This window comes from Streptomyces virginiae (genome assembly GCF_041432505.1).
Taxonomy (GTDB): Bacteria; Actinomycetota; Actinomycetes; order Streptomycetales; family Streptomycetaceae; genus Streptomyces; species Streptomyces virginiae_A.
Window position 1 is genome coordinate 1,226,817 of record NZ_CP107871.1, and the last position, 23,288, is coordinate 1,250,104.

24 protein-coding genes are annotated in these 23,288 nt (G+C 71.8%); 8 read left to right on the forward strand and 16 right to left on the reverse strand.

The annotated features are described in order from the left end of the window. Nucleotides 1–8 precede the first annotated feature (8 nt). The 6 genes from OG624_RS05875 to OG624_RS05900 form a co-directional block, all read right to left on the reverse strand. Nucleotides 9–1,307 (reverse strand): DUF6986 family protein, encoded by a 1,299-nt coding sequence (locus tag OG624_RS05875; RefSeq protein WP_033214122.1) that lies wholly within the window; start codon nucleotides 1,305–1,307, stop codon nucleotides 9–11. Nucleotides 1,308–1,490: 183 nt separating this feature from the next. After that, nucleotides 1,491–3,062 (reverse strand): serine/threonine-protein kinase, encoded by a 1,572-nt coding sequence (locus OG624_RS05880; protein WP_371587308.1) that lies wholly within the window; start codon nucleotides 3,060–3,062, stop codon nucleotides 1,491–1,493. 234 nt (nucleotides 3,063–3,296) lie between these two features. Beyond that, entirely contained in the window at nucleotides 3,297–4,259 is a 963-nt protein-coding gene (locus tag OG624_RS05885; RefSeq protein ID WP_033214124.1) for an electron transfer flavoprotein subunit alpha/FixB family protein, read from the reverse strand. Nucleotides 4,260–4,317: 58 nt separating this feature from the next. After that, on the reverse strand, nucleotides 4,318–5,103 hold the full coding sequence (locus tag OG624_RS05890) for an electron transfer flavoprotein subunit beta/FixA family protein (RefSeq protein WP_030713631.1): 786 nt from the start codon (nucleotides 5,101–5,103) through the stop codon (nucleotides 4,318–4,320). A gap of 200 nt (nucleotides 5,104–5,303) precedes the next feature. Continuing rightward, nucleotides 5,304–5,876, reverse strand: coding sequence for a flavin reductase family protein (locus OG624_RS05895; protein WP_033214126.1), 573 nt, complete (start codon nucleotides 5,874–5,876; stop codon nucleotides 5,304–5,306). Nucleotides 5,877–6,176: 300 nt separating this feature from the next. Then, complete coding sequence (locus OG624_RS05900) at nucleotides 6,177–6,506, reverse strand: TlpA family protein disulfide reductase (protein WP_078908908.1); 330 nt, start codon at nucleotides 6,504–6,506, stop codon at nucleotides 6,177–6,179. Between the two features lie 234 nt (nucleotides 6,507–6,740). Between OG624_RS05900 and OG624_RS05905 the strand changes: the two genes are divergently transcribed. Further along, a complete protein-coding gene (locus OG624_RS05905) occupies nucleotides 6,741–7,463 on the forward strand; it encodes a lysophospholipid acyltransferase family protein (RefSeq protein ID WP_030713622.1) in 723 nt (240 codons plus the stop codon). Nucleotides 7,464–7,535: 72 nt separating this feature from the next. On the opposite strand, the gene OG624_RS05910 is transcribed toward OG624_RS05905, so the two are convergent. The 3 genes from OG624_RS05910 to OG624_RS05920 form a co-directional block, all read right to left on the reverse strand. Further along, the gene (locus tag OG624_RS05910) at nucleotides 7,536–7,910 is read right to left on the reverse strand and encodes a hypothetical protein (protein ID WP_033214127.1); all 375 of its coding nucleotides are present in this window, start codon (nucleotides 7,908–7,910) and stop codon (nucleotides 7,536–7,538) included. A 116-nt stretch (nucleotides 7,911–8,026) separates the two neighbouring features. Then, complete coding sequence (locus OG624_RS05915; protein WP_033214128.1) at nucleotides 8,027–9,226, reverse strand: alginate lyase family protein; 1,200 nt, start codon at nucleotides 9,224–9,226, stop codon at nucleotides 8,027–8,029. A 116-nt stretch (nucleotides 9,227–9,342) separates the two neighbouring features. Continuing rightward, a complete protein-coding gene (locus tag OG624_RS05920; RefSeq protein ID WP_371587309.1) occupies nucleotides 9,343–9,900 on the reverse strand; it encodes a CGNR zinc finger domain-containing protein in 558 nt (185 codons plus the stop codon). An 80-nt stretch (nucleotides 9,901–9,980) separates the two neighbouring features. On the opposite strand from OG624_RS05920, the gene OG624_RS05925 reads away from it, so the two are divergent. Next, complete coding sequence (locus tag OG624_RS05925; RefSeq protein ID WP_033214130.1) at nucleotides 9,981–11,234, forward strand: hypothetical protein; 1,254 nt, start codon at nucleotides 9,981–9,983, stop codon at nucleotides 11,232–11,234. On the opposite strand, the gene OG624_RS05930 is transcribed toward OG624_RS05925, so the two are convergent. The 5 genes from OG624_RS05930 to OG624_RS05950 all read right to left on the reverse strand — a co-directional run bounded on the left by OG624_RS05930 (nucleotide 11,170) and on the right by OG624_RS05950 (nucleotide 16,480). Then, on the reverse strand, nucleotides 11,170–11,769 hold the full coding sequence (locus tag OG624_RS05930; RefSeq protein ID WP_371639183.1) for a transglutaminase-like domain-containing protein: 600 nt from the start codon (nucleotides 11,767–11,769) through the stop codon (nucleotides 11,170–11,172). The genes OG624_RS05925 and OG624_RS05930 overlap by 65 nt on opposite strands. Nucleotides 11,770–11,855: 86 nt before the next feature. After that, nucleotides 11,856–12,950, reverse strand: a complete 1,095-nt coding sequence (locus tag OG624_RS05935) for a threonine aldolase family protein (protein WP_051762245.1) — start codon at nucleotides 12,948–12,950, stop codon at nucleotides 11,856–11,858. Beyond that, a complete protein-coding gene (locus tag OG624_RS05940; RefSeq protein WP_030713586.1) occupies nucleotides 12,929–13,690 on the reverse strand; it encodes an SDR family NAD(P)-dependent oxidoreductase in 762 nt (253 codons plus the stop codon). Before OG624_RS05940 ends, OG624_RS05935 begins: the two co-directional genes overlap by 22 nt. 26 nt (nucleotides 13,691–13,716) lie before the next feature. Beyond that, nucleotides 13,717–15,123, reverse strand: a complete 1,407-nt coding sequence (locus tag OG624_RS05945) for a DUF6421 family protein (protein ID WP_051762247.1) — start codon at nucleotides 15,121–15,123, stop codon at nucleotides 13,717–13,719. Between the two features lie 235 nt (nucleotides 15,124–15,358). Continuing rightward, nucleotides 15,359–16,480, reverse strand: coding sequence for an LLM class flavin-dependent oxidoreductase (locus OG624_RS05950; RefSeq protein ID WP_371639184.1), 1,122 nt, complete (start codon nucleotides 16,478–16,480; stop codon nucleotides 15,359–15,361). A gap of 49 nt (nucleotides 16,481–16,529) precedes the next feature. Between OG624_RS05950 and OG624_RS05955 the strand changes: the two genes are divergently transcribed. Next, complete coding sequence (locus OG624_RS05955) at nucleotides 16,530–17,156, forward strand: PadR family transcriptional regulator (RefSeq protein WP_371639185.1); 627 nt, start codon at nucleotides 16,530–16,532, stop codon at nucleotides 17,154–17,156. Nucleotides 17,157–17,346: 190 nt separating this feature from the next. Next, on the forward strand, nucleotides 17,347–18,039 hold the full coding sequence (locus OG624_RS05960) for a glycerophosphodiester phosphodiesterase (RefSeq protein ID WP_161289417.1): 693 nt from the start codon (nucleotides 17,347–17,349) through the stop codon (nucleotides 18,037–18,039). Nucleotides 18,040–18,066: 27 nt separating this feature from the next. On the opposite strand, the gene OG624_RS05965 is transcribed toward OG624_RS05960, so the two are convergent. Next, nucleotides 18,067–18,606 (reverse strand): GNAT family N-acetyltransferase, encoded by a 540-nt coding sequence (locus OG624_RS05965; protein ID WP_033214140.1) that lies wholly within the window; start codon nucleotides 18,604–18,606, stop codon nucleotides 18,067–18,069. 130 nt (nucleotides 18,607–18,736) lie between these two features. Between OG624_RS05965 and OG624_RS05970 the strand changes: the two genes are divergently transcribed. The 4 genes from OG624_RS05970 to OG624_RS05985 all read left to right on the forward strand — a co-directional run bounded on the left by OG624_RS05970 (nucleotide 18,737) and on the right by OG624_RS05985 (nucleotide 21,769). After that, nucleotides 18,737–19,288, forward strand: coding sequence for a DUF5134 domain-containing protein (locus OG624_RS05970; protein WP_266446185.1), 552 nt, complete (start codon nucleotides 18,737–18,739; stop codon nucleotides 19,286–19,288). Nucleotides 19,289–19,369: 81 nt separating this feature from the next. Then, nucleotides 19,370–20,308, forward strand: coding sequence for a M56 family metallopeptidase (locus OG624_RS05975; protein WP_033214141.1), 939 nt, complete (start codon nucleotides 19,370–19,372; stop codon nucleotides 20,306–20,308). 60 nt (nucleotides 20,309–20,368) lie between these two features. Further along, entirely contained in the window at nucleotides 20,369–21,028 is a 660-nt protein-coding gene (locus OG624_RS05980; protein ID WP_161289413.1) for a phosphatase PAP2 family protein, read from the forward strand. Nucleotides 21,029–21,130: 102 nt separating this feature from the next. Beyond that, nucleotides 21,131–21,769, forward strand: a complete 639-nt coding sequence (locus OG624_RS05985) for a TetR/AcrR family transcriptional regulator (protein WP_033214144.1) — start codon at nucleotides 21,131–21,133, stop codon at nucleotides 21,767–21,769. 20 nt (nucleotides 21,770–21,789) lie between these two features. Here OG624_RS05985 and OG624_RS05990 read toward each other — a convergent pair whose 3' ends face one another. Beyond that, complete coding sequence (locus OG624_RS05990; protein ID WP_371639186.1) at nucleotides 21,790–23,277, reverse strand: LVIVD repeat-containing protein; 1,488 nt, start codon at nucleotides 23,275–23,277, stop codon at nucleotides 21,790–21,792. Nucleotides 23,278–23,288 lie beyond the last annotated feature (11 nt).

Genomic DNA, 23,288 nt, shown 5'->3' on the forward strand with positions numbered 1-23,288 from the left:
GGGTGGGGTCAGTTGGTGGCCGTCAGGGTGGCCGAGCGGCGGGGGATGGCGAAGGCGTCCAGTTCCGCGCGGGTCAGGCCGGTGAGGGCGGTGACCTCGTCGGTGCCGACCGCGCCGCAGTCGAGGCCGCGGACCAGGTAGCCGGCCAGGGCCTTGGCGGTGGCCGGCTCGTCCATCACGTCGCCCTCGATCTTGGCCACGTACGCCTTCAGGCGCGCCGCGGCGGCCTCCAGGCCCTCGCGGTAGAAGGTGAAGACGGCCGCGTAGCGGGTCGGCAGGTGCGCCGGGTGCATGTCCCAGCCCTGGTAGTAGGCGCGGGCCAGGGCCCGGCGGGTCAGGCCGTAGTGGAGCTTCCAGCCCTCGTGCACCTTCTCGGTGGTGCCGATCGGCAGCACGTTGGTGGAGCCGTCGGAGACGCGTACGCCGGTACCGGCGGCCGCGACCTGCATGATCGCCTTCGCGTGGTCGGCGGCGGGGTGGTCGCTGGCCTGGTACGCGGCGGAGACGCCGACGCAGGCGCTGTAGTCGAAGGTGCCGTAGTGCAGGCCGGTAGCGCGGCCCTTGGAGGCCTCGATCATCCGGGCGACGGTGGCGGTGCCGTCGGAGGCGAGGATGGACTGGCTGGTCTCGATCTGGATCTCGAAGCCGATCCGGCCCGGGCGCAGGCCGCGGGTGCTCTCGAAGGCCTCCAGCAGCTTGACGAAGGCGCTGACCTGCTCGGCGTAGGTGACCTTCGGCAGGGTCAGGACGAGGCCCTCGGGCAGGCCGCCGTGCTCCAGCAGGCCGGAGAGGAAGATGTCCGTGGTGCGGATGCCGCGGTCGCGGACGTTGGACTCCATGCACTTCATGCGGATGCCCATGTACGGCGCGTTGGTGCCGTTGGAGAAGGCCTCCGAGACGAGGCGGGCGGCGCGGGCCGCGGCCTGGTCCTCCTCCTCGTCGGAGCGGACGCCGAAGCCGTCCTCGAAGTCGACGCGGAGGTCCTCGATGGGCTCGCTCCGGAGCTTGGCGCGGACGCGGTCGTAGACGGGTACGGCCAGCTCGTCGGAGATGCCGAGCACCTTGGCGAAGGTGGCGGCGTCCGGGGCGTGCTCGTCGAGGGCGGCCAGGGCCTGGTCGCCCCAGGAGCGGATGGTGTCCGCGGCGAAGACGTCACCGGGTACGTAGACCGTGTGGATCGGCTGCCGGGTGCCGGGGTCGCCCGGGTAGTGGCGCGCGAGTTCCGCGTCCACCGGCGCGAGGGAGGCGCTGATGCCCTCGCTGACCGCGCCTGCGAGGCTCGTCGCCACCTTCTCCTGCTGACCCATCGTGCACTCTCCTCTTTTCCGCTTCACGGAAGCATAGATCCGCATGGCAGAATTTAGTCACGAGGTTCCGCTCCGTCAATGGTCCCTCCGCCGTCCTGGACAAACGACCCGGGGCCGCGCGGTGACAAACACCACACGGCCCCGTCGTCGGAGAGTACGCAGGTCAGCGACTGTGGACCCGGATCAGGCCGGAGCGTGCGCCGCCCGCATCCGGGGAACGCAGACGGCCGTGAAGACGGCCGCGCCCAACCACATCACCAGCCCCAGGGCCACCGCCGCGTAGACGGCCTTTCCGTTCGCCGCCAGAACGCCGCCGAACACCGCCGCGTTGAGCAGCCCGGCCTCGGTGGCGAGCCAGGCCACCCACGGGTCCAGCCGGGCCAGCGACCCGACCAGCCCTTGTACGAGATGGGAGAGGAACAGCAGCGCCATCCATGCCACGCACAGGACCAGCACCCCCACCCACCACGGGGCCGGCGGCCAGAACAGCAGCACCACACCGATGAGGACGCCTGCCGTGACGGCCGCCGCGACCCCCCGGCCGTCCTCGTCGGTCACGTCGGCGGAACTCCTGGAGACGAAGAACGTCACCAGGTAGGCGAGCAGTGCGGCGCCGAGCGTCATCAGGGTCGTCGAGCCCCAACCACGCAGTCCGACGAGCTGGGCGTACACCCCGGCGGCGGCGAGCAGCGAGCCCCACAGGAGGCGTGGCCGGGTGCCGGGCACGGACGAGGCCGGGATCGGGTGGCCGGACCCGCCGCGAACGGCGGGGGCCGCCGCGGGCGCGTCGGCCCCCAGGGCGGTCGCCGTCCCGTGTTCCGCCGCCGGATCGGCGGCGGCCCGCGAGCGTGGCCGGGGCTCGGGCCGGGGTCGCGGCTGGGGCCGGGGCTGGGGCCGGGGCTGGGGTCGGACCCGCGTCGCCGCCTTGCGCAGCCGGTCGATCACCTGCTGCGCGTCGGCCGGTCGCGCCGCGGGTTCCTTGGCCAGCAGCTCCAGCACCAGCCGTTCCAGCTTCTCGGGCACCGAGGGCCGGAGGTTCCTGATCGGGGTGGGCTCACTGGTGAGGTGCTGCGAGAGCACCGACAGCCCGGAGCCGGTGAACGGCGGCCTGCCGGACAGCAGCTCGTACAGCATGCAGCCGAGGGAGTACAGGTCACTGCGGCCGTCGATACGGCGGTCGCCGCGTGCCTGTTCCGGGGACATGTAGGTCGGTGTACCGATGGCCGCGCCGGTGGCGGTCAGACCGGTGCCCGTCTCCTCGGCGAGGCGGGCGATACCGAAATCGCAGATGGTGACGTCGGCCTCGGCGGGCCCGTGGACCATGATGTTGGCCGGCTTGATGTCCCGGTGGACGACACCGGCCCGGTGCGCCGCGGCCAGGCCCTCGCAGATCTGCACCGCCCACCGGACCACGGCGGCGGGGTCCGCACCCGAGCGGTGGTCACCCAGCACGGCGGTCAGGGGCCGCCCCCGTACCAGCTCCATGACGAGGAAGAGCACCGGACTGCCGTCGACCTCGACCTCACCGTGGTCGTGGACCGTCACGATCCGAGGGTGGGTCAGGCCCGCGGCCGTGCGGGCCTCCTTACGGAAGCGCTCCTCCAGGAGGTGGTCGCCGGCCACGCCTCGGGAGATCACCTTGACCGCGACCTCCCGGTCGAGCCGTAGGTCCCGGGCCTGCCACACCTCGCCCATCCCGCCGGCCCCGAGCCTGCGCTCCAGCCGGTAACGCCCCTCCAGTAACGCGCCCCGCATCGGAAGAACCCCTTCCCCGTTCCCGCGCCCTCCCCGGGCTGACCGCAGCCTACGCCCGTCCCACGACCGCACGAGGGGGGTTCCGCGCAGCGTCCGCCGCCTCGGGGACGACGGGGTCCGCATACGACGAGGGCCTCCCGGTCCGGTGGGGACGTATGCGTCCGCACCGGCCCCGGAAGGCCCTCACTCGTTCGTGCACCCGGTGAGCGACGCACGCCGTCCCGGGATCGGGCTCTAGCCCTTGCGCGCCTTGATCTCGTCCGTCAGCTGCGGGACGACGGCGAAGAGGTCGCCGACGACGCCGTAGTCGACGAGGTCGAAGATCGGGGCCTCGGCGTCCTTGTTGATGGCCACGATGGTCTTCGAGGTCTGCATGCCGGCCCGGTGCTGGATCGCGCCCGAGATACCGGAGGCGATGTACAGCTGCGGGGAGACCGACTTACCGGTCTGGCCGACCTGGTTGGTGTGCGGGTACCAACCGGCGTCGACGGCGGCACGCGAGGCGCCGACGGCCGCACCGAGGGAGTCCGCGAGGGCCTCGATGATGCCGAAGTTCTCGGCACCGTTGACGCCACGGCCACCGGAGACGACGATCGCGGCCTCGGTCAGCTCGGGACGGCCGGTCGACTCGCGCGGGGTGCGAGCGGTGACCTTGGTACCGGTGGCCAGGGCGCCGAAGGTGACGGCGAGCGCCTCGACGGCGCCGGCGGCCGGAGCGGCCTCGACCGGGGCCGAGTTCGGCTTCACGGTGATGACCGGGGTGCCCTTGGAGACGCGGGACTTGGTGGTGAACGACGCGGCGAAGGCGGACTGCGTCGCGACCGGGCCCTCGTCACCCGCCTCCAGGTCGATGGCGTCGGTGATGATGCCCGAGCCGATACGGACGGCCAGGCGTGCGGCGATCTCCTTGCCCTCGGCGGAGGACGGGACGAGCACGGCGGCCGGGGAAACGGCCTCGTACGCGGCCTGGAGCGCGTCCACCTTCGGTACGACGAGGTACTCGGTGAACTCGGGGGCGTCGGCGGTGAGGACCTTGACCGCGCCGTGCTCGGCGAGGACCGCGGCGGTGGCGTCGGCACCGGCGCCGAGGGCGACGGCGACGGGCTCGCCGATGCGGCGGGCCAGCGTCAGCAGCTCGAGGGTGGGCTTGCGGACGGCACCGTCCACGTGGTCGACGTAGACGAGAACTTCAGCCATGGGACTGCTCTCCTGCGATTGCGAAGTGTCTGGGGGCTAAGAGGGGTGGCCGAGGTTCTTAGATGAACTTCTGGCCGGCCAGGAACTCGGCCAGCTGCTTGCCGCCCTCGCCCTCGTCCTTGACGATCGTGCCGGCGGTGCGGGCCGGGCGCTGCGCCGCGGAGTCGACCGCGGTCCAGGAGCCCTCGAGGCCGACCTCGTCGGACTCCAGGTCCAGGTCGGACAGGTCCCAGGACTCGACCGGCTTCTTCTTGGCGGCCATGATGCCCTTGAAGGACGGGTAGCGGGCCTCGCCCGACTGGTCCGTCACCGAGACGAGCGCGGGGAGGGAGGCCTCCAGCTGCTCGCTCGCGGTGTCGCCGTCACGGCGGCCGGTCACGGTGCCGTCCTCGACCTTGACCTCGGAGAGCAGGGTGACCTGCGGGACGCCCAGGCGCTCGGCCAGGATCGCCGGCAGCACACCCATGGTGCCGTCGGTCGACGCCATGCCGGTGATGACCAGGTCGTAGCCGGCCTTCTCGATCGCCTTGGCGAGCACCAGCGAGGTGCCCATGACGTCGGTGCCGTGCAGGTCGTCGTCCTCGACGTGGATGGCCTTGTCGGCGCCCATCGAGAGCGCCTTGCGCAGCGCGTCCTTGGCGTCCTCGGGGCCCACCGTCAGGACGGTGATCTCGGCATCGTCGGCCTCGTCGGCGATCTGCAGCGCCTGCTCGACGGCGTACTCGTCGAGCTCCGACAGCAGGCCGTCGACGTCGTCACGGTTGACGGTCAAGTCCTCGGTGAACTGCCGGTCGCCCGTGGCGTCGGGCACGTACTTCACACAGACAACGATCCTCAGGCTCACGCCGGCTCTCCTACCGCATCGTCTTTTCTGGTACCGCCTTATGCAGGCAGCATAGGCGCCTTGTCGGGCGGATCCCGGTCGGGGCGGCCCGCGCTCCGAAGGGAATGTTACTCGTCAGTACATCGTGGGTCCCGCCAAGTCGCAAGGCTGCCGAGCTGTGATCTGCCCAACGCCGTCCGACCCTCCCAAGCAGGGACGATTCAGTCGCGCAACGCGTTGAAGCGCCCCTGGTGGTACAGCAGGGGGCGGCCTTCGCCGGCCGGATCCCCGACGACCGCCTCAGCGATGATCACACGATGTTCGCCGGCGGGCACACGAGCCACCACCCGGCAGACCAGCCACGCCAGTACGCCGTCCAGCACAGGCACCCCGTGCGGGCCCGCGGCCCAGCCGGTCGGCGGACCGAAACGGTCCGCTCCGCTGCGAGCGAACAGCCCCGCCAGCTCCCGTTGGTGCTCGCCGAGTATGTGGACGCCGAGGTACTCGCTGTCGCGGACCGCGGGCCAGCTGGAGGCGCCGGTGCCGATCGTGAAGGACAGCAGCGGCGGATCGGCGGAGACGGAGTTGAGCGAGGTGGCGGTGAACCCGACCGGGCGGCCGCCGTCCTGGGCGGTGATCACGGCGACGCCTGCGGCGTGCTGCCGGAAGACCGAGCGCAGCAGGTCGGGCGAGCCGGGGCGGGACGCGCCCGGGGCCGGAGCCGGGGCGGTGCCGGGACGAGGGGATCGGGGGGACGGAGCCGTGGGGACCGTCGGGACTGTCGGTGCAGTCATCAGGGTTCTGCCTTCTGCCGCGGGACACGCGGGCGCTGTCGGGGATCGGGGGCCGGGATGTTCAGTGGGCCCGACAGCGCGCGCTCGCGTGGCGGACGAGATCCACATGGACCCGTCCGTAGAGCAGGAGTTCATACCGCATACCGCCAGCCTGGCGATCTCCCGTGGACCCAGTCAAGCGAGATCGGGCAGATGTCAGGCGCGTCACGCTGTGTGCGGGCGCGCGCACCGGCGCCCCCGGTCCCTCGACCGCGGATCGCCCGACGGCGACGCCCGGCCGCCCGGCGGCGGGGCCACGCGTCATACGGCGGCCCCCAGGGCGGCGATCACGTCCACCTTGCGCGGCATCCCGGCCGCCCGCCGCACGATCCGGCCCGCCGCGTCCAGGACCAGTACGGTCGGGGTCTTCTCGATCCCGAGGGCCCGCACCAGGTCGAGCCGCTCCTCGGCGTCGATCTCGATGTGCGCCACCCCGTCCACCATCGCGGCGACCTCGGCGAGAATCCGCCGGGTGGCCCGGCAGGGCTGGCAGAAGGCGCTGGAGAACTGCACCAGGGTGGCCCGCTCCCCCGGTTCCGCGCCCAGTTCGGCGGCTCCCAGCCGGGTCCGCGCGTCTTCCTGCCCCAGCACTCGCGCTCCCGTCGCCGTATTCGTCCGCGTACGTCATCCTCGTACGCTCGTCCGTGGATCCGAGCACCCGGCAGGCCCTCGACATTCCCGGCGTGATGAGAATCTCTCCGGGTAGGAGCCTCTGGACTGGCCAGCGGGCCGCGTATGGGGCACGATCCCCATGGTCGCGTACCTACGCTTCCGTAACTTCCGGCCGGGAGCACCTCCCCAGGCAGAAAGCGGGGTCTCCCCACCATGGCTGAGCTCGTCTACCCTCCCGTGATCGGCGCCGCGCACGGACTCTTCCGCGCGCTGGACATCCGTATCGACATGAAGGGCACCGAGAACATCCCCCGCAAGGGCGGTGCGGTCCTGGTGTCGAACCACATCGGATACCTCGACTTCATCTTCGCCGGCCTGACGGCGCGGCCGCAGAAGCGCCTGGTCCGTTTCATGGCCAAGGAGTCGGTGTTCCGGCACAAGGTGTCCGGTCCGCTGATGCGCGCGATGAAGCACATCCCCGTCGACCGCAAGCAGGGTGAGGCCGCCTACCAGCACGCCCTGGACTCGCTGCGGGCCGGCGAGATCATCGGCGTCTTCCCCGAGGCGACGATCTCCCAGTCCTTCACGCTCAAGAGCTTCAAGTCGGGCGCCGCGCGCATGGCGCAGGAGGCCGGCGTCCCGCTGATCCCGGTGGCGCTGTGGGGCACCCAGCGGCTGTGGACCAAGGGCCGCCCGAAGAACCTCAAGCGCAGCCACATCCCGGTGACGATGCGCGTGGGCGAGCCTGTGGAGGCTCCGGCCGACCAGTACGCCGGCGCCATCACCCGGCGGCTGCGCGAGCGCGTGCAGGAGCTGCTGGACGCCGCGCAGCGCGCCTACCCGGACAAGCCGAAGGGCGCCGACGACTCGTGGTGGCTCCCGGCCCACCTGGGCGGCACCGCACCGACGGCGGCCGAGGTCCGCGAGGCCGGCTGACCGACCCCGCCCAGGACGCCGACCTCCGGGACCGCAACGGGTCCCGGAGGCCGACATCGACGACCTCGACCCTCAGAGGTTCACGTCGACACGCACGTCCCACTTGGTGTGGTGCCCCTTCTTGCCGTGGTGGCCCTTTTTGTCGTGATGGTTCCACTTGTCGTGGTGGTGGCCCTTGCAGTCATGGTGCTTCCACTTGTCGTGACGGTGGCCCTTCCCGTCATGGTGCTTCCACTTGTCGTGGTGGTCCCACTTGTCGTGGTGCCCCCCTCCGGGGGCTTCGCACGGGGCCGCGAAGCACTGCCACTGCTGCCCCCCGTCGACGGCGTGGGGCGCCGCCTCCGGGGTGGCGGCGAAGGCGGTCGAGGGCACCAGCACGCCTCCCGCCGCGACCGCGGTCGAGGCGACGAGCAGGGCGAGACGTCGGGTTCGAAGAAGCTGGGTCATAGCTGTTCTCCTCTTTCGGGGAAGCAGGATCGGTCTTCCCCTCCAGTACGCCTCGCCCCCTGTCTCCCGTCATGTCGCTGCATCGCGTGACTTGACGGATCGCAGAGCCGCTGACCTCAGTTCGGGTTGTCGGCGTGGGTCAGGGTCTCCCAGGCCTCGAAGTGGTTCTCGGTGCCCGCCGGCCGGCGGCCCTCGGTGAGCCTGCGGGTGTTCTCCAGCGTGACGCCGAGCCGGGTGTGCAGGGCGTTGTAGCCGACCTCGGTGGCCGGGCCGAGTCCCGTGGTCAACTTCCCGCCGCACAGCCACGAGGGCACGGCCGCGCCGAGTTCGTAGGTCGCGTGGAAGCCCAACGCGTGCCGGAACCGGTCCTTGAACCGCGGATAGAGGTCGAGGCCCTGGATCCGTGAGGTCTCGGCGACGTGCATGGCCGCGGCGATCCCCATGCCGGTGTGCCCGAAGTCGCGGCAGGTCTCCTGGGCGAGTCCGTCCACGAAGGTGCTCTGGCCGTGCCAGTGGTCGATCAGCTCGGCGCGGGTGTCGATGGACGAGCGTGGCGGGTAGGCGGGCTGCGCGCCGTCGGCGGCCAGGTAGAAGTAGGCGGGGACGCGCCCCAGGTAAACGGCCATCGCCTTGTCGTAGCTCGCACGGTCGTCGAGGTGGACCGAGATGCCGACGGCCGCGTCCATCATGATCAGTTCCCAGTTGCCGTTGCTGTTCGGCCTCCCGCCGATCACCTCGGGCAGATAGACCTCGCGCAGCATCGTCGCGAAGCGCCCCTGGTTCGGCCAGCCGCCGGTGTACGTGTGCTTGACGATCTCGGCGGCGCGCGGCCAGGTCGAGCCCGCCCAGCCGCTCTGCAGGGGTGCGTTGCTGCCGGTGTGGTCCTTGATCTTCGCGGACCAGGCGTCCATCAGCTCGATCGACTTCTTCGCGTACCGGGCGTCCCGGGTGATGTACCAGGCGAGCGCGTGGCTGTACGCGGCGATGGCGTCCTCGCGCTCCTCGGAACAGCCGTTGTTCGGGTTGGAGTGGGAGCCGCACTCGACGACCGCGCGTGGCCGGGGGGTACGTGACAGCGAGCCGTACCCGCTCGCCGTCATCTGGTCGTAGGCCGCTTTCCAGGGCTGTCGACCGGCCTGCACCTGGGCGCGTACGAAGTCCAGTTGGGCGCGACTGCTCAGGACTCCGGGGTGGGCGAACTCGGCGGGGGCGGCGGGAGCGGGGGCGGCCGGAGCCGCGAGGGTGGGGAGGGGGATCAGGGTCATCGCCAGGCCGAGGGCGAGGGCGGTGAGACCGGCGGGGATTCCGAAACGCATCGGGGGCCTTCCGGTGGGAGGGGTTCCGGTGGCCCGAAGATACTCATGCCCATGCCAAGTGACAACGATGTCTGACAAGAAAGTTTCCTATCATCCTCCGGTCTCTCCCCTGCCCCTCAACCCAGCGCCTCCCGCCTCCGGCGGCGGTGAGCCGCGACCCGCGCCCGCGTGGCACAGCTGCCGGAGCAGTAGCGGCGCGCGCTCCCCGGACCGGTGGCGAGGAAGAACCGCCCGCAGCCGGCGGCGGCGCAGGCGCCCCAGGCGATCCGCCCGTACTCCGTGAGGAGTTGGGCGAGCGCGAGGGCGCCCGAGGCGAGGAACCACTCGCCCCACCCGGCCTCCTCGCCCCGGTCGACATGCAGGTGCCAGGGGTGTCCGTCGTGGCGGGTGAGGCGGGGGCGGGTGCCGTGCTCCGCGAACAGCGTGTTGAGGGCCTCGGCGGCACGGTCCTCGTCGACCTCGCCCAGCACCTCCCCCATCCGCCGGGCCGCGGCCCGCAGTTCGGCCGCGCCCGATTCGGTGAACGCCTCCTCCGTGAGGTCGGCGGGGCGCTCCCCGTGCCCGGCCAGCAGCTCCGCGAGCTCGGCGCGCGGCAGTTCGGGGGCCGCCCGGACCGCTTCGGCGAGGTCGATCAGTCGCCGGGCCGCCGAGAAGCCCTCCCCCGGGTCACCCATCCCAAGTCCTTTCGCGGTACACGCGCATGACGTAACGTCTTGTGCGTCTATGACGTTACAGCGTACCGGGGAGGGGTCCCATGGGTGGTTTCGGGCGGTACCTGGCGGCGGCGCTGGCGGCGCGCGTCGCCTCGGAGGGCATGGGCATGGCCGTGGTGCTGCTCGCCCTGGAGCGCACCGGGAGCGCGGCGCACGGGGCGTTCGTCCTGACGGCCTGGCTGGCCCCGCACGTCCTGGCCGCCCCGCTCGCGGGCGCCGCGGCGGCCCGGACCGCCCGTCCGCGCCTTTTCCACGCCGGCGCCCTGGCCGGGTTCGCGACGGCCGTCGCGGCGCTGACCGTCCTGCTCGGCCGGGCCCCCGTACCGCTGGTGCTCGCCGTGGCGGTGCTCGGCGGCTCCTGCGGGCCGATGGTGACGGGCGGGCTGTCCAGCCTGATCACCGCCCTGGTCCCGGCGGGACCCGGGCGGGACCGGGCGTACGGCTGGGACGCCGCGACCTACAACGCGGCGGCGGTGACCGCGCCGGCGGCGGTCGGCCTGGTCTCGGCACTGGGGTCGGCCGGGCCCGCCATGGCCGTCCTGGCGGCGTCCGGAGCCCTGGCGGCGGCGCTGGCGGCCACCCTCCCGTACGAGGACCAGGGCGCGGGCCCGGTCCCGGGCGCGCCCCGGGCCGGGCTGGGGGCGGGGCTCGCGGCGCTGTGGCGGGTCCGGGAACTACGGGCGGTCACCTCGGCCACGACCCTGGGCTTCGTGGGCATCGGCTCGCTCACCACCGTCTCGGTGCTGCTGGCCACGGAGCTCGGCAGCCCCGGTGGCGGGGGCGTGCTGATGACGGCCTTCGCGGTGGGCGCGCTGGGCGGCTCGCTCACGGTCGGCCGGATCACGTCCGTGGAGCCCGGCCGGCTGGTGCGGTGGGCGCTGGCCGGGACCGGGGCGGCCCTCGCGGCGGCCGCGTTCGCCCCGTCGGTGGCCGTGACGGCGGCGGTGTTCGCGCTCGCCGGGGTGTGCGACGGGCCGCTGCTCACGGCCACGCTGCGGATCCGCGCGCGGTACGCACCGGACGGGGTGCGGACCCAGGTGTTCACCCTGGGGGCGGGGCTGAAACTGACGGCCGCGTCGGCCGGGGCGGCCCTGGTCGGGATCGCGGCCGACGCGCCCGCGGCGGCGCTGCTGACCGGGATCGCCGGGCTGTTGCTCGCGGCGGCGCTGCTGCACGCCCTGACGGTGCCGCGGGAGCCCGCCGGCGCCGCCGGCGCCGAGGTCGCGGGGCCTACAGAGCTGTCGGCAGGTTCCGCCACAGCATCGGCCGGTCCGCGGACTCCTGAAGGGCCTTGAGCACGGCCGGGTGGGGGGCGGCGTGGAGCTCGGGGTGGTCGATCTCGCCGAGTTCCGGGCGTACGGGGAAGGCCAGGCGTTCCTGGTCGAGGTCGAACCGGGCGTCCACTCCGGGCTTGTTGCCGCGCGGGTCGAGGCGGGACCAACGTGTACCGCCGGGCAGCCGCAGGGCGACCAGGCCGTGCACGACGGGGTTCGTTCCGTCGTCGTCGGCCAGGCGTTGGTAGCACAGGGCCCCCGGAATGCCCTGGGCCCGCAGCAGGGCGACGAAGGCGTGGGCCTTGGCGTAGCAGATGCCGTTGCGTGTGGCGAGGACGTCGGACGCGCGCCAGGCGACGCGCGGGTCGCCGGAATCGGCCGAGTGCAGGATGGTGTCGCGGACGAACTCGAAGGCGACCTTCGCGTATGAGTATGCATCGGCGTGGGATGACCAGAGCGTGTCGGAGGTTTCCTGCACGACCGGATGCCAGTGGTCGATCGCCTCACTGGACGCCAAGTAGGCGTGAATATCAGGGTTCTGTTGGATGAGCCGCATGGCCGGAGCATAGGCAAACCCCCGACCGTATATCAATAGATTTACGGTCGGAGGTATAGCTATGCAATTCTGCGGGGGTGTGCCGGCTAGCGCGCCAGCTCTTCCTTCAGCGCCTGGAGGAAGCCGTCCACGTCCTCTTCCTGGGTGTCGTAGCCGCACATCCAGCGGACGTCGCCCGCGGCCTCGTCCCAGAAGTAGAAGCGGTAACGCTTCTGCAGTCGCCGCGAGACCTCGTGGGGCAGCCGCGCGAACACCGCGTTCGCCTGCACCGGGTAGAGGATCTCCACGCCGTCCGTCTCGCGCACGCCGGCGGCGAGCCGCTGCGCCATCGCGTTGGCGTGTCGGGCGTTGCGCAGCCACAGGTCCTTGGCGAGCAGGGCCTCCAGCTGCACCGACACGAAGCGCATCTTGGACGCGAGCTGCATCGACATCTTGCGGATGTGCTTCATCTGCCGGACCGCGTCCGGGTTGAGCACCACCACGGCCTCGCCGAACATCATGCCGTTCTTGGTGCCGCCGTACGACAGCACGTCCACGCCGACCGCGTTCGTGAAGGCGCGCATCGGCACGTCGAGGGAGGCCGCGGCGTTGGCTATCCGGGCGCCGTCGAGGTGGACCTTCATGCCGAGCCCGTGGGCGTGCTCGCAGATCGCCCGGATCTCGTCCGGGGTGTAGACCGTACCCAGCTCGGTGTTCTGGGTGATCGACACGACCTGCGGCATCGCCCGGTGCTCGTCCTCGAAGCCCCAGGCCTCCTGGTCGATCAGCTCGGGGGTGAGCTTGCCGTCCGGAGTCGGGACGGAAAGCAGCTTGAGGCCCGCCATCCGCTCCGGCGCGCCGCCCTCGTCCACGTTGATGTGGGCGCTCTTGGCGCAGATCACGGCGCCCCAGCGGTCCGTCATCGCCTGGAGGGCGGTGACGTTCGCGCCGGTGCCGTTGAAGACCGGGAAGGCTTCCGCGTACGGCCCGAAGTGGCTGCGGATGACCTTCTGCAGGTGCTCGGTGTAGTCGTCCTCCCCGTAGGCGACCTGGTGGCCGCCGTTGGCGAGCGCGACGGCGGCCAGGACCTCCGGATGCACTCCCGCGTAGTTGTCGCTCGCGAAGCCGCGCACCGCCGGGTCGTGGTGGCGCCTGGCGTCGGTCTTCCCTGCCTCGGTTCTCACGGTTGCGGAGTGAGCCACAGACGCTGTCCGTTCACATCGATGGCGGGCCGCTCCCAGACGCCGGCGATGGCCTCGGCCAGTTCCGTCACGTCGGTGAAGCCCGCGAACTTCGCAGTGGGACGCTCGGCGCGCATCGCCTCGTGCACCAGTGCCTTGATGACCAGGATCGCAGCTGCCGCGCCGGGGCCCTCGTCACCCCCCGCCTTGCGGAAGGAGTCCGCCATGGCCAGGGTCCAGGCCTCGGCCGCCGCCTTGCCCGCGTTGTACGCGGCGTTGTTGGCGACCGGCTTGTGCGCCCCCGACTGGCTGATCAGCACGTAGCGGCCGCGGTCACTGCGCAGCAGGCCGTCGTGGAAGGCCAGCGAGGTGTGCTGGACCGTGCGGATGAGGAGCTTCTCCAGGAAGGTCCAGTCCGCGAGGTCGGTGTCGGTGAAGGTCTTGCTGCCGCGCCAGCCGCCGACGAGGTGGACCAGGCCGTCGATCCGGCCGAACTCCTTCTCGGTCTGCTCGGCCCAGGCCTTGGTGGCGTCCAGGTCCAGCAGGTCCACGGTGTCACCGGTGATGGTGGCGCCACCGTGGGCGTAGCGTGCCGCGTCCACGGCCTCCGCGAGCCGCGCCGGATCGGCGTCGGACGCGATGACCACCGCACCCGCCTCGGCGAGGCGGAGCAGGGTGGCACGGCCGGCGGGCCCGCCGGCCCCGGCCACCGCCACCACCGCTCCGTGCAGCTTTCCGTTGCCGTTCCCGGAGCCGTTCATCTGTGCAGCCTCCTGTGGGCGAGCGCTCACGCGGCGACTCGCTCGGCCTGCTCTGCGTTCAGGGCCGTGATGCCCTTGGTCGAGGCGATCGTGCCTTTGAGCTTCTTGGCGAGCGCCTCAAAGAACATGCTGAGCGGAAACTCGTCCGGAAGCACGTCGTCCACGAGCTTGCGCGGCGGCTGCGTCAGGTCCAGGGCGTCGGCGCCCTTGGCCCACTTCGAACCCGGGTGCGGGGCGAGGTAGGTGGAGACCAGCTCGTACGCCTTGAACCAGTGCACGAGCTTCGGGCGGTCGATGCCGGCCCGGTACAGGTCCTCGATCTCGGCGCACAGCTGGTTGGTGACCTGCGGGGCGCGCATCCAGTCGATCTTCAGCTTGTTGTCCGTCCAGCGCACGACGTCGTGCTTGTGGAGGTAGGCGAAGAGCAGCTGGCCGCCGAGGCCGTCGTAGTTGCGGTTGCGGTCGCCGGAGACCGGGAAGCGGAACATCCGGTCGAAGAGGACGGCGTACTGCACGTCACGGCCGTGCTCGTTGCCCTCGGACTCCAGCTTCACGGCCTCCTTGAAGGCGGTGAGGTCGCAGCGCAGCTCCTCCAGGCCGTACATCCAGAACGGCTGGCGCTGCTTGATCATGAAGGGGTCGAACGGCAGGTCACCGTGGCTGTGGGTGCGGTCGTGGACCATGTCCCACAGGACGAAGGCCTTCTCGCAGCGCTCCTGGTCCTCGACCATGCGGGCGATGTCCTCGGGCAGGTCGATGCCCAGGATGTCGACGGCGGCCTCGGTCACCTTGCGGTAGCGGGCGGCCTCGCGGTCGCAGAAGATGCCACCCCAGGTGAAGCGCTCGGGGGCCTCGCGCACGGCGATGGTCTCCGGGAAGAGGACGGCCGAGTGGGTGTCGTAGCCCGGGGTGAAGTCCTCGAAGGTGATGCCGAGGAAGAGCGGGTTGTCGTACCGGGTGCGCTCCAGCTCGGCGAGCCACTCGGGCCACACCATCTTGAGCACGACGGCTTCCAGGTTGCGGTCCAGGTTGCCGTTCTGGGTGTACATGGGGAAGACGACCAGGTGCTGGAGCCCGTCGGCGCGCTCGGCCGCCGGGTGGAAGGCCAGCAGGGAGTCGAGGAAGTCCGGCACCTTGAAGTCGTCCGCGGCCCACTTGCGCAGGTCGGCGACGAGGGCCTGGTGGTACGCGGCACCGTGCGGGAGCAGCGGCGAGAGCGCCTCGACCGCCGTGATCACGCGTTCCACCGCGGCCAGGACGGTGGCACGGCCGTGCGCACCCTCGACCTCGAAGTCGATGGAGCCGTCGGTGGCCTGCCAGGGCCGGATCTCCTCCACGGCGGCCTTGAGCTCGGGCCACGCGGGGTGGTCGACCACCCGCGCTCCAGCGGTTATCACGGCGCCGCCGGTACCGGGCACAAGAGTTTCCGTCATGTCACTTCCTCCACAGGAGAACCTCACGTATGGGCAGGGTATGCGCGCGAGGCTCTCCCCCTCAAGAGGGAACTCGGGAAATTATCCTGCGTCACCCCCTATTTCACCGGAAGTCTTCCCGTCCGTCGCTGTGGAATCGAGGACTCCGCCCAGTTGCGCCAAGGCTTCCCCGGCCGAAGACCACCGGTCGACGGGGCCTGGGTGGGCGGAGTCCCGCCGGCGGCAGAGGCGCAGATCACACACCACGGAAGTGCGGAATGACCTTTTCGCCCCATTGCCTCAAGGTCTCCAGGCAGGCTTCCTGCCCCACGGTCCCCATCTGGATCAGACACATGATCTCGTCGGCGCCCGCCTCCCGCAGCCGCTCCACGTACGCGATCGCGTCGTCGGCGGTGCCGTAGGCATGATCGGCGTCGAAGGTGGCCGTCGCGTTCGGCCGGACGGGGATGTCCAGCTCGTGCAGCCGGGCCACCATCTGCTCGGCGGCCCTGCGCATCTCCGCGGCCTCGTCGGCGCCCGCGACCACCGCCTCGTCCGGGACACCGGCCCCGCCGTACCAGTGGCCGATGGACTGGGCGAAGAACCGCTGCCCCCGGGTGCCGATCCGGCGCGCCTCCTCCCGGTCGTCGAGCACGATGGTCGGGCACAGCACGGAGAAGTGATCGTTGACCACCGTGGACACGAAGCGGCTGCCGTCCCGCCCCGCGATCGCCGCGTCGTAGACGGAGCGCATCCCCGCGATGGACTCGGGACCGGCGAAGCCCATCACCAGCGCCCCGATCCCCAGCTCGGCCGCCCGAACCAGGGTCTCGCCCCGGCTGCACGCCAGGAACAGCGGCGGATGCGGAGTCTGGCGCGGCCTCGGCAGGATCGGGTGCGGGTCGATGTCGATCAGCCGGCCGTGGTACTCCAGCTCCTCCTCCCGCCAGGCGCGTCCGATGATCCGCAGGGCCTCCTCGACCTCGGCCGTGGTGCGGTCCCGGTCCACCCCGCACAAGGAGGTCTCCTGCTCGGTGCCACCGCGCCCGGCCCCGAGATCGAGGCGCCCGCCCGAGAGCAGGTCGAGCATGGCGGCCCGCTCGGCGACCCGCACAGGGTGGTTGAAGTTGAAGGGCATGCACACGACGCCGTGGCCGATGCGTATGGTGTTCGTCCTGGCCGCGACCCAGGTCAGGAAGATCTCGGGGGCCGACATGTGCGCGTACCACTTGAGCGAGTGGTGCTCGACCGCCCAGATCCGGTCGAATCCCATGCGTTCGGCGAGCACGGCCTGCTCGACGCAGTCGCGGATGAGCTGGTGCTCCCGTTCCACCGTCGGGTCGGCAAGCTGAGCTTCGAAGATCACGGAGAATTCCACTGTGCCTCCAGGGTTGCGTCGCGTACCCGGTCTCACTTCAATTCGAAATATGACTAGTAGTCAGGAGTCGAAGAAGCAAGAGCTGCCGCCGACCGCGTGGGCCGTTCTGGGCCTGCTCTCCTTCCCGGGCGAGCGGACCGGGTACGAGCTGAAGAAGTGGGCGGACTCCTCGCTCCGTTTCTTCTACTGGTCACCGGCCATCAGCCAGATCTACGCGGAGCTGCGCCGTCTGGAGGAACTGGGCTACGCGGCCTCCGTGCGCTCGGGACCCGAGGAGGCGCGGGCCAAGCGCCGCTACGCCATCACCGACGCCGGACGCGGCGCGCTGGCCGGCTGGGCCGCCGACACCGCGGAGGCCGGTCCCCCGGTCCTCAAGCACGGGCTGCTGCTGCGGATCTGGCTCGGCCACCTGGCCGAGCCGGAGCGGCTGCGCGCGATGGTCGGCGAGCACCTGGAGCGCACCCGGGGCGAGCTGGCCGCCGTACGGGAGGCGATGGAGCACGCGAGCGGCGTACCGGAATGGACGTTCCCGACCCTCGCGCTGCGCTGGAGCGAGCGGCAGCACCTGGCCGAACTCGAGCTCGCCGAGGCCCTGCTCACGGACCTGGACGGGCTCCGCGAGGGCCGGCGCGACCCGGGTCGTCAAGCCGACGGGGACGCGCCCACGCCCGGGTGACGCGACAGGCGCGACGCCGCTCCCGGTGGGGCGCACAACCCTGGCGGGAAGCGGCCGGAGCGCTCCTCGGGGGCCTTGCACGCCCGGTCCCATCGCACCCTCGGCGCATTAGCATGCGACCTCATCGCGCGCGGCCGGTCGGGACACCGAAGCCGCGCGGGGAGCCGCCGTCGACGGAAGCGAGAGAACCTTGACTTTCCTCACCATCGGTCACCGCGGGGTCATGGGTGTCGAACCGGAGAACACCCTGCGGTCGTACCTCCGAGCGGAACGTTGCGGCATGGACGTCATCGCTCTGGATCTGCGTCTGAGCAAGGACGGAGCCCTGGTCGCCGTGCACGACCCCGACGTGGACCGGACCACCGACGGCTCGGGGGCCGTCGCCGATCTGACCGTGGCCGAGCTGCGCGAGCTGGACGCCGGTCAGGGCGAGCGCGTGCCCGTCCTGGAGGAGGTCCTGGACGCGGTCCGGGTGCCGATCCAGGCCCTCGTCGGCGACGTGGCCACCGCCACCGCACTCGCGGCGCTGATCCTGCGCCACGACCTGACCTCCCGGATCGAGGTGGCCTCCGCCCAGGACGGGGTGCTCGCCGAGACGGCCCGGCTGGTGCCGGGCGTACGGACCGTCCTGTACGCGGCCTCCCCCGGCGGCGAGGCCGGGTCGGTCGTGGAACGGGCGTCGGCCGTGGGCGCAGCGGCGGTCGCCGTGGACGTCCACCGGCTCAGCCTGGAGACGGTGGACTCGGCGCACGCGGCGGGCCTGCGCGTGACCGGCCTGGCGGTCGACACGCTGGACCTGCTGCGGCTCGCGCGGGCGCTCGGACTGGACGGCGCGGTCACGGACTTCCCGGAGATCCGCAGCACCGGCCGCTTCACCGCCTGACGGCGGCGACCCGGCTTCGGCTTCGGCTCAGAGCGACTTGACCAGCAGCTCGAAGGCCAGGTCCTCGCGGAGCGGGACGCCGAAGCGCTCGTCACCGTAGGGGAAGGGGCTCATCTCGCCGGTGCGCCGGTAACCGCGGCGCACGTAGTAGGCGATGAGCTCCTCGCGTACGTGCACCACCGTCATCCGCATCTCCTTGGCGGCCCACGTCTCGCGGGCGCGGCGCTCGGCCTCGGCCAGGATCTCCTTGCCGAGGCCCGCGCCCTGGAGGCCGGGGCGGACGGCGAACATCCCGAAGTAGACGTGGTCGTCCCGGTGTTCGAGCTGGCAGCAGGCGACGATCTCGTCCGCGCGCTCGACGACGAGCAGGACCCCGTCCGGGGCGGCGATGACCGCGCGGACCCCGTCCGGGTCGGTGCGCTGCCCGTCCAGGTAGTCGGCCTCGGTGGTCCAGCCCGCCCGGCTCGCGTCGCCTCGGTAGGCGGACTCGACGAGCGCCACCAGTTCCGGTACGTCCGCCTCCACGGCGCTGCGGAAACTGAGGGCTTCGGGCTGGGCGGTCGTCATCGGGCGCTCCGTTCAGTGCGGCGGCATATGACATGCCGGGAAGGCACGGAGAGCCTAACCCGGAGCCGCGTGAGGGTGCTGTGAGAGGGGCATCTCTCCCCGTGACGCCGACGAACCGGGAGGTTCCGCCGTGCACGGTTCCACCACGTCCCTCACCGCCTCCGTCTCCTCCTGGCTGCTGGTGCTGCTGTGCGCGGTGAGCGGTGCGTACTGCCTGCGGCGGGCGCGGGGTTCGGTCGGCGCCGCCGGGGAGGCGGTGATGGGATTCGGGATGGCCCTGATGGCCGTGCCCCTCGGCGGGCACGACGACGGGTGGCGGGCGCCCGTGCTGGGCGTGGTCTTCGGCGGTGCGGCCCTGCACGCCCTGTGGCTGCTGCGGGGCGGCCCGCACCACGCGCACCACCTGGTCGGCTCGCTGACGATGGTCTACATGGCCCTGATGGCGGGCGCCGGGTCCGGGCACGGGCAGGAGCACGCCCAGGCGGCCGGCCCGCCCCTGCTGACGGGCGCGCTGCTCCTCTACTACGCCGGGTACGTGATGCTCGGCGGGACCCGGCTGATCACCGAGGGCGGCCCCGTGTCACCCCGGTCGGCCGCCGGCCGGGGCGGACCCCCCGAACTCATCCGCGCCTGCCGACTCGCCATGGGAATGGGGATGTTGGCCATGTTGCTCACGATGTGACGGCGCCGGCGGACGTGTCCTGCGTCACCAATGGCCCGAGGACGTACCCGCAGGTAGTCCCTCGCTCATAGGCTGACGGCCATGATGGTCCCCGCCGTTCTCCTCCTGCTCGGCGCCCTGACCGCGGTGCTCGCCCCCCGTCTGCTCGCCCGGGCCCGATGGCCCGAGCGTGAGCCGGTCGTCGCCCTGTGGGTGTGGCAGTGCGTGGTCGGTGCCGTGCTCCTGTGCTTCGGGCTGTCGATGCTGCTGAGCGCGGCGGCCGCCTGGCAGGAGGTCCGGGGCCGCTTGTTCGCCTCCGCCCCGCACGGGGTGGTCGACGCCTACGCCTTGGGCGCGGCCGGCGGGCCGTGGGCCGCTCTCACGGCGCTGGTGCTGGCGGGCGGCGGGTTGTGGACCGCGGCCATGCTGACGGGTGAGGTGCTGCGGGCGCGGGCGCGGCGGCGGGCGCAGGGCAGCGAACTGCTGGTACGGGCCCCGCTGCTGCCCGGGGAGGACCCGACGGGCGCGCGGCTCGTCGTCCTGGAGGGTCCGCGGCCGGACGCCTGGTGGCTGCCGGGGGCGGCCCCGCAGCTGGTGGTCACGACGGCGGCGCTGGCCCGGCTGAAGGGCAGCCAGCTGGACGCCGTGCTGGCGCACGAGCAGGGACACGCCGCGGCCCGGCACGACTGGCTGCTGCACTGCTCGCGGGCGCTGGCCCGGGGCTTCCCGCAGGTGCCGGTCTTCGCGGCGTTCGAGGCGGAGATGCACCGGCTGGTGGAGATGGCCGCCGACGATGTGGCCTCCCGGCGGTTCGGGCGGCTGACGATCGCGCTGGCGCTGGTCGGACTCAACGAGGACCGGGGGGTGTTCGGGTCCTCCTCGCCCGAGCACGCGCACGTGCCGCAGCGGGTGCGCCGGCTGCTGTCGGCGGCGCCCCGGCTCTCCCCCGGCCGTCGGCTGCGGCTGACGGCACTGGCGACGCTGGTCCCCGCGATCCCGCTGGTGGTGGCCTTCGTACCGGGGCTGAGCGCCCTGGCTTAGCAAGGCGGGCCTCGGCGCTGCCCGCCGCCCGTCGGCGCCCGACGGTGCGAGGATCGGGGCATGCGCAAAGATCCCCTGTGGTGGACGGGCATCGGCTGTGCGCTGCTCGCGGCGGCCTTGACGGCGCTGGTGGTGGCGGGATGGCGGCCGCTGATCGCGTACGACGAGCGGGTCGCGCGGGATCTGCACGCCCACGCCGTGACCCACCCCGCCGTCACCCGGTCCATGCGGGTGCTCAGCGACTGGGTGTGGGACCCCTGGACCATGCGGGCGCTGGCGGCGGTCGCCTGCGTCCTGCTGTGGTGGCGGGGCGATCGGAGACGGGCGCTGCTGGTGGCCCTCGTGACGCTGGCGGCGTCGGCGCTGCAGCAGGGGTTGAAGCTACTGGTGGGGCGGGATCGGCCGGTGTGGTCGGATCCGGTGGACTCGGCGCAGTACGCGGCCTACCCGTCCGGGCACGCCATGACGGCGACCGTGGTGTGCGGACTGCTCCTGTGGCTGCTCCCCCGCCCGCCGCCGGGCCGGGCGCCGGGCGTCCGCCGGGTGGCCGCCTGGACGGTGGCGGTGGTCTCGGTGCTCGGGGTCGGCTTCACCCGGGTGTACCTCGGGGTGCACTGGCCGTCGGACGTGCTGGCGGGCTGGCTCCTGGGAGTGGCCCTGGTGGCTCTGGCGACGTCCGTGCCCGTGCGCGAACGCGGATGCGACCCGGTGGAGCGGTAAGGGTACGGCGTGCCTGCCCTGGATGATCCCCCGTGTCACCCAGAGCAGGCGACCCCGTGCGCTGAGTATATTGGCCGGGAGCCAGTCAACGCAGGAGTAAGCATGTCCCCGCGCAGCGCATCGGTCAATGAAGAATTGCGCAGACGTTCCCGGGAGCGGCTGCTGCAGTCCACGGTCGAACTCGTGGCCGAGCACGGCTACGAGGCCACGACGCTCGGCGACATCGCCGACCGGGCGGGCGCGGCACGCGGCCTGGTCTCGTACTACTTCCCGGGCAAACGGCAGTTGCTGCAGTCCGCGGTGCACCGGCTGATGCACCTGACCCTCCACGACGCCCTGGAACGGGAGCCCCACAGCGAGTGCGGGCGCGAGCGGCTCGCGCGTGCCGTCGACGCCGTCCTGGGGCTGGCCCGGGACGAACCCCTGCTGATGCGCACGCACATGGCGGGCATCCTGACGGCCGAGGGCTTCGTGCAGTGTCCCGAGCAGCAGCGGTTGGCGGAGCTGCTGCGGGACACCGTCGTGCGGTACGGCTCGGCGGACCCGGACACGGACTATCCCTTGCTGCGTGCCCTGTTGATGGGCGCCGTCGTGGCGATCCTGCTGCCCGGGGCCCCGATGCCGGCGCAGCGGCTGCGGGCCGAGCTGTTCCAGCGCTACGGGCTGGACTGGGAGCTCGGAGTCCCGCCGGACGGCGCGCCGCCCGGCGGAACGTTCCCCTCACAGACCTGGCGCCCGTAGCACCTCGGACGCGCCGGAGGTCAGTGGTACTCGGGCTGGGTCTGCACGTTGAGCCGGTCCATGCGCACCCGCGTGGCGTTGTCGGTGCGCCGGTCTTGGAGCCGCAGCACGTCGAGGCCCTTGACGATGTCGTTCGAGTAGATGTGCCCGTTGTAGTAGTACGCCGACCAGGACCCACCGAGTCCGAGCTGGTCCGTCGTCAGCGGCCCGCGCTCGAAGTAGGCGATCTCGCGGGGGCGGGCCGAGTCGGTGAACTCCCAGACGGAGACACCGCCCTGGTACCAGGCCTGCACCATGATGTCGCGGCCGCCGCCGACCGGGACCAGCGAACCGTTGTGCGCCACGCAGTTCTCGGTGTCGGCCTGGTGGCGCGGGATCTTGAAGTAGCCGCGGAAGACGAGTTTGCGCTGGTCCCCGCGGCCGGTGATGTCGTAGATCCCGTCGGCGCCGCGGTCGGGACCGGTGGCCTCGTTGCAGGTGGCGCCGCCACCGCCGCCGAGTTCGTCGGTGAACACCACCTTGTTCGCGCGCTCGTTGAAGGTGGCCGAGTGCCAGAACGCGAAGTTCACGTTGTCCTGGACCCGGTCGATGACCCGCGGCTGCTCGGGCCTGCTGATGTCGAAGAGGATGCCGTCACCCATGCAGGCGCCGGCGGCCAGGTTCTTCGACGGCAGCACGGTGATGTCGTGGCAGCCGGTGGTCTTGGAGACGCCGGGGTTGGTGGGCGCGCCCGGGTTGCCGCCGTCGGGGAAGAGGACCGGGAAGGCGACGACCGCGGCCTTCGTCGGCGCCTTCTTCGGGACCTTCACGACCGAGATGCCGTCGTGCGGCGGCTTGCAGTCGGGGAAGGCCTCGTTGGGGGAGTACGAGGCGACGTAGAGGTAGAGGTCGCGGTCGCCCGGCACCAGGGTGTGGGTGTGCGAACCGCAGGCCGTCTCGACGGACTTGATGTACCTGGGGTTCTTCTTGTCCTTGATGTCGAAGATCTTGATGCCCTCCCACGAGGACTTCTCCGTGGCGGGCTGCGAGACGCTGTTGCAGGAGTCGTCGCTGCGCGAGGAGTCGGTGGAGAGGAAGAGCAGGTCGCCGTGGACGGAGATGTCGTTCTGGCCACCGGGGCAGAGCACCTGGGTGACGGTCTTCGGTGCCTTCGGATCGGCGATGTCGTAGATGGTGAAGCCGCTGTAGCTGCCCGCGTAGGCGTACCTGCCCTGGAAGGCCAGGTCGGTGTTGATCCCCGTGGGGTCGGTGCTGGGGATGTTGGCCAGGGGCTTGACGTTGGCGCTGTGCACGATCTCGTCCTGGCCGGGGATGTCCCCCGGGGCGAGTTCCCGGCCCTCGGTGAGGCCCGCGTCGTGCTGATGCGCACTGCCGGGTGTCAAGTCGCCCGGGTCGGGGGTGGCGGCGGCCGGTCCGGCTGCCGCCAGGAGCGTGGTGAGGAGACCGGCCGCGGCGACGGCCACCCCCACGCTCCTGCTGTGTACCCGCCTGTTGTGGAGCGAGGTCACTGTGCCCTCCT

Bases quoted from the DNA above. Each gene is read 5' to 3' on its own strand.
- OG624_RS05875 (WP_033214122.1), bottom strand. From the start codon at position 1,307: ATGGGTCAGCAGGAGAAGGTGGCGACGAGCCTCGCAGGCGCGGTCAGC.
- OG624_RS05880 (WP_371587308.1), bottom strand. From the start codon at position 3,062: ATGCGGGGCGCGTTACTGGAGGGGCGTTACCGGCTGGAGCGCAGGCTC.
- OG624_RS05885 (WP_033214124.1), bottom strand. From the start codon at position 4,259: ATGGCTGAAGTTCTCGTCTACGTCGACCACGTGGACGGTGCCGTCCGC.
- OG624_RS05895 (WP_033214126.1), bottom strand. From the start codon at position 5,876: ATGACTGCACCGACAGTCCCGACGGTCCCCACGGCTCCGTCCCCCCGA.
- OG624_RS05905 (WP_030713622.1), top strand. From the start codon at position 6,741: ATGGCTGAGCTCGTCTACCCTCCCGTGATCGGCGCCGCGCACGGACTC.
- OG624_RS05910 (WP_033214127.1), bottom strand. From the start codon at position 7,910: ATGACCCAGCTTCTTCGAACCCGACGTCTCGCCCTGCTCGTCGCCTCG.
- OG624_RS05915 (WP_033214128.1), bottom strand. From the start codon at position 9,226: ATGCGTTTCGGAATCCCCGCCGGTCTCACCGCCCTCGCCCTCGGCCTG.
- OG624_RS05920 (WP_371587309.1), bottom strand. From the start codon at position 9,900: ATGGGTGACCCGGGGGAGGGCTTCTCGGCGGCCCGGCGACTGATCGAC.
- OG624_RS05925 (WP_033214130.1), top strand. From the start codon at position 9,981: ATGGGTGGTTTCGGGCGGTACCTGGCGGCGGCGCTGGCGGCGCGCGTC.
- OG624_RS05930 (WP_371639183.1), bottom strand. From the start codon at position 11,769: ATGCGGCTCATCCAACAGAACCCTGATATTCACGCCTACTTGGCGTCC.
- OG624_RS05940 (WP_030713586.1), bottom strand. From the start codon at position 13,690: ATGAACGGCTCCGGGAACGGCAACGGAAAGCTGCACGGAGCGGTGGTG.
- OG624_RS05945 (WP_051762247.1), bottom strand. From the start codon at position 15,123: ATGACGGAAACTCTTGTGCCCGGTACCGGCGGCGCCGTGATAACCGCT.
- OG624_RS05955 (WP_371639185.1), top strand. From the start codon at position 16,530: ATGACTAGTAGTCAGGAGTCGAAGAAGCAAGAGCTGCCGCCGACCGCG.
- OG624_RS05965 (WP_033214140.1), bottom strand. From the start codon at position 18,606: ATGACGACCGCCCAGCCCGAAGCCCTCAGTTTCCGCAGCGCCGTGGAG.
- OG624_RS05975 (WP_033214141.1), top strand. From the start codon at position 19,370: ATGATGGTCCCCGCCGTTCTCCTCCTGCTCGGCGCCCTGACCGCGGTG.
- OG624_RS05980 (WP_161289413.1), top strand. From the start codon at position 20,369: ATGCGCAAAGATCCCCTGTGGTGGACGGGCATCGGCTGTGCGCTGCTC.
- OG624_RS05985 (WP_033214144.1), top strand. From the start codon at position 21,131: ATGTCCCCGCGCAGCGCATCGGTCAATGAAGAATTGCGCAGACGTTCC.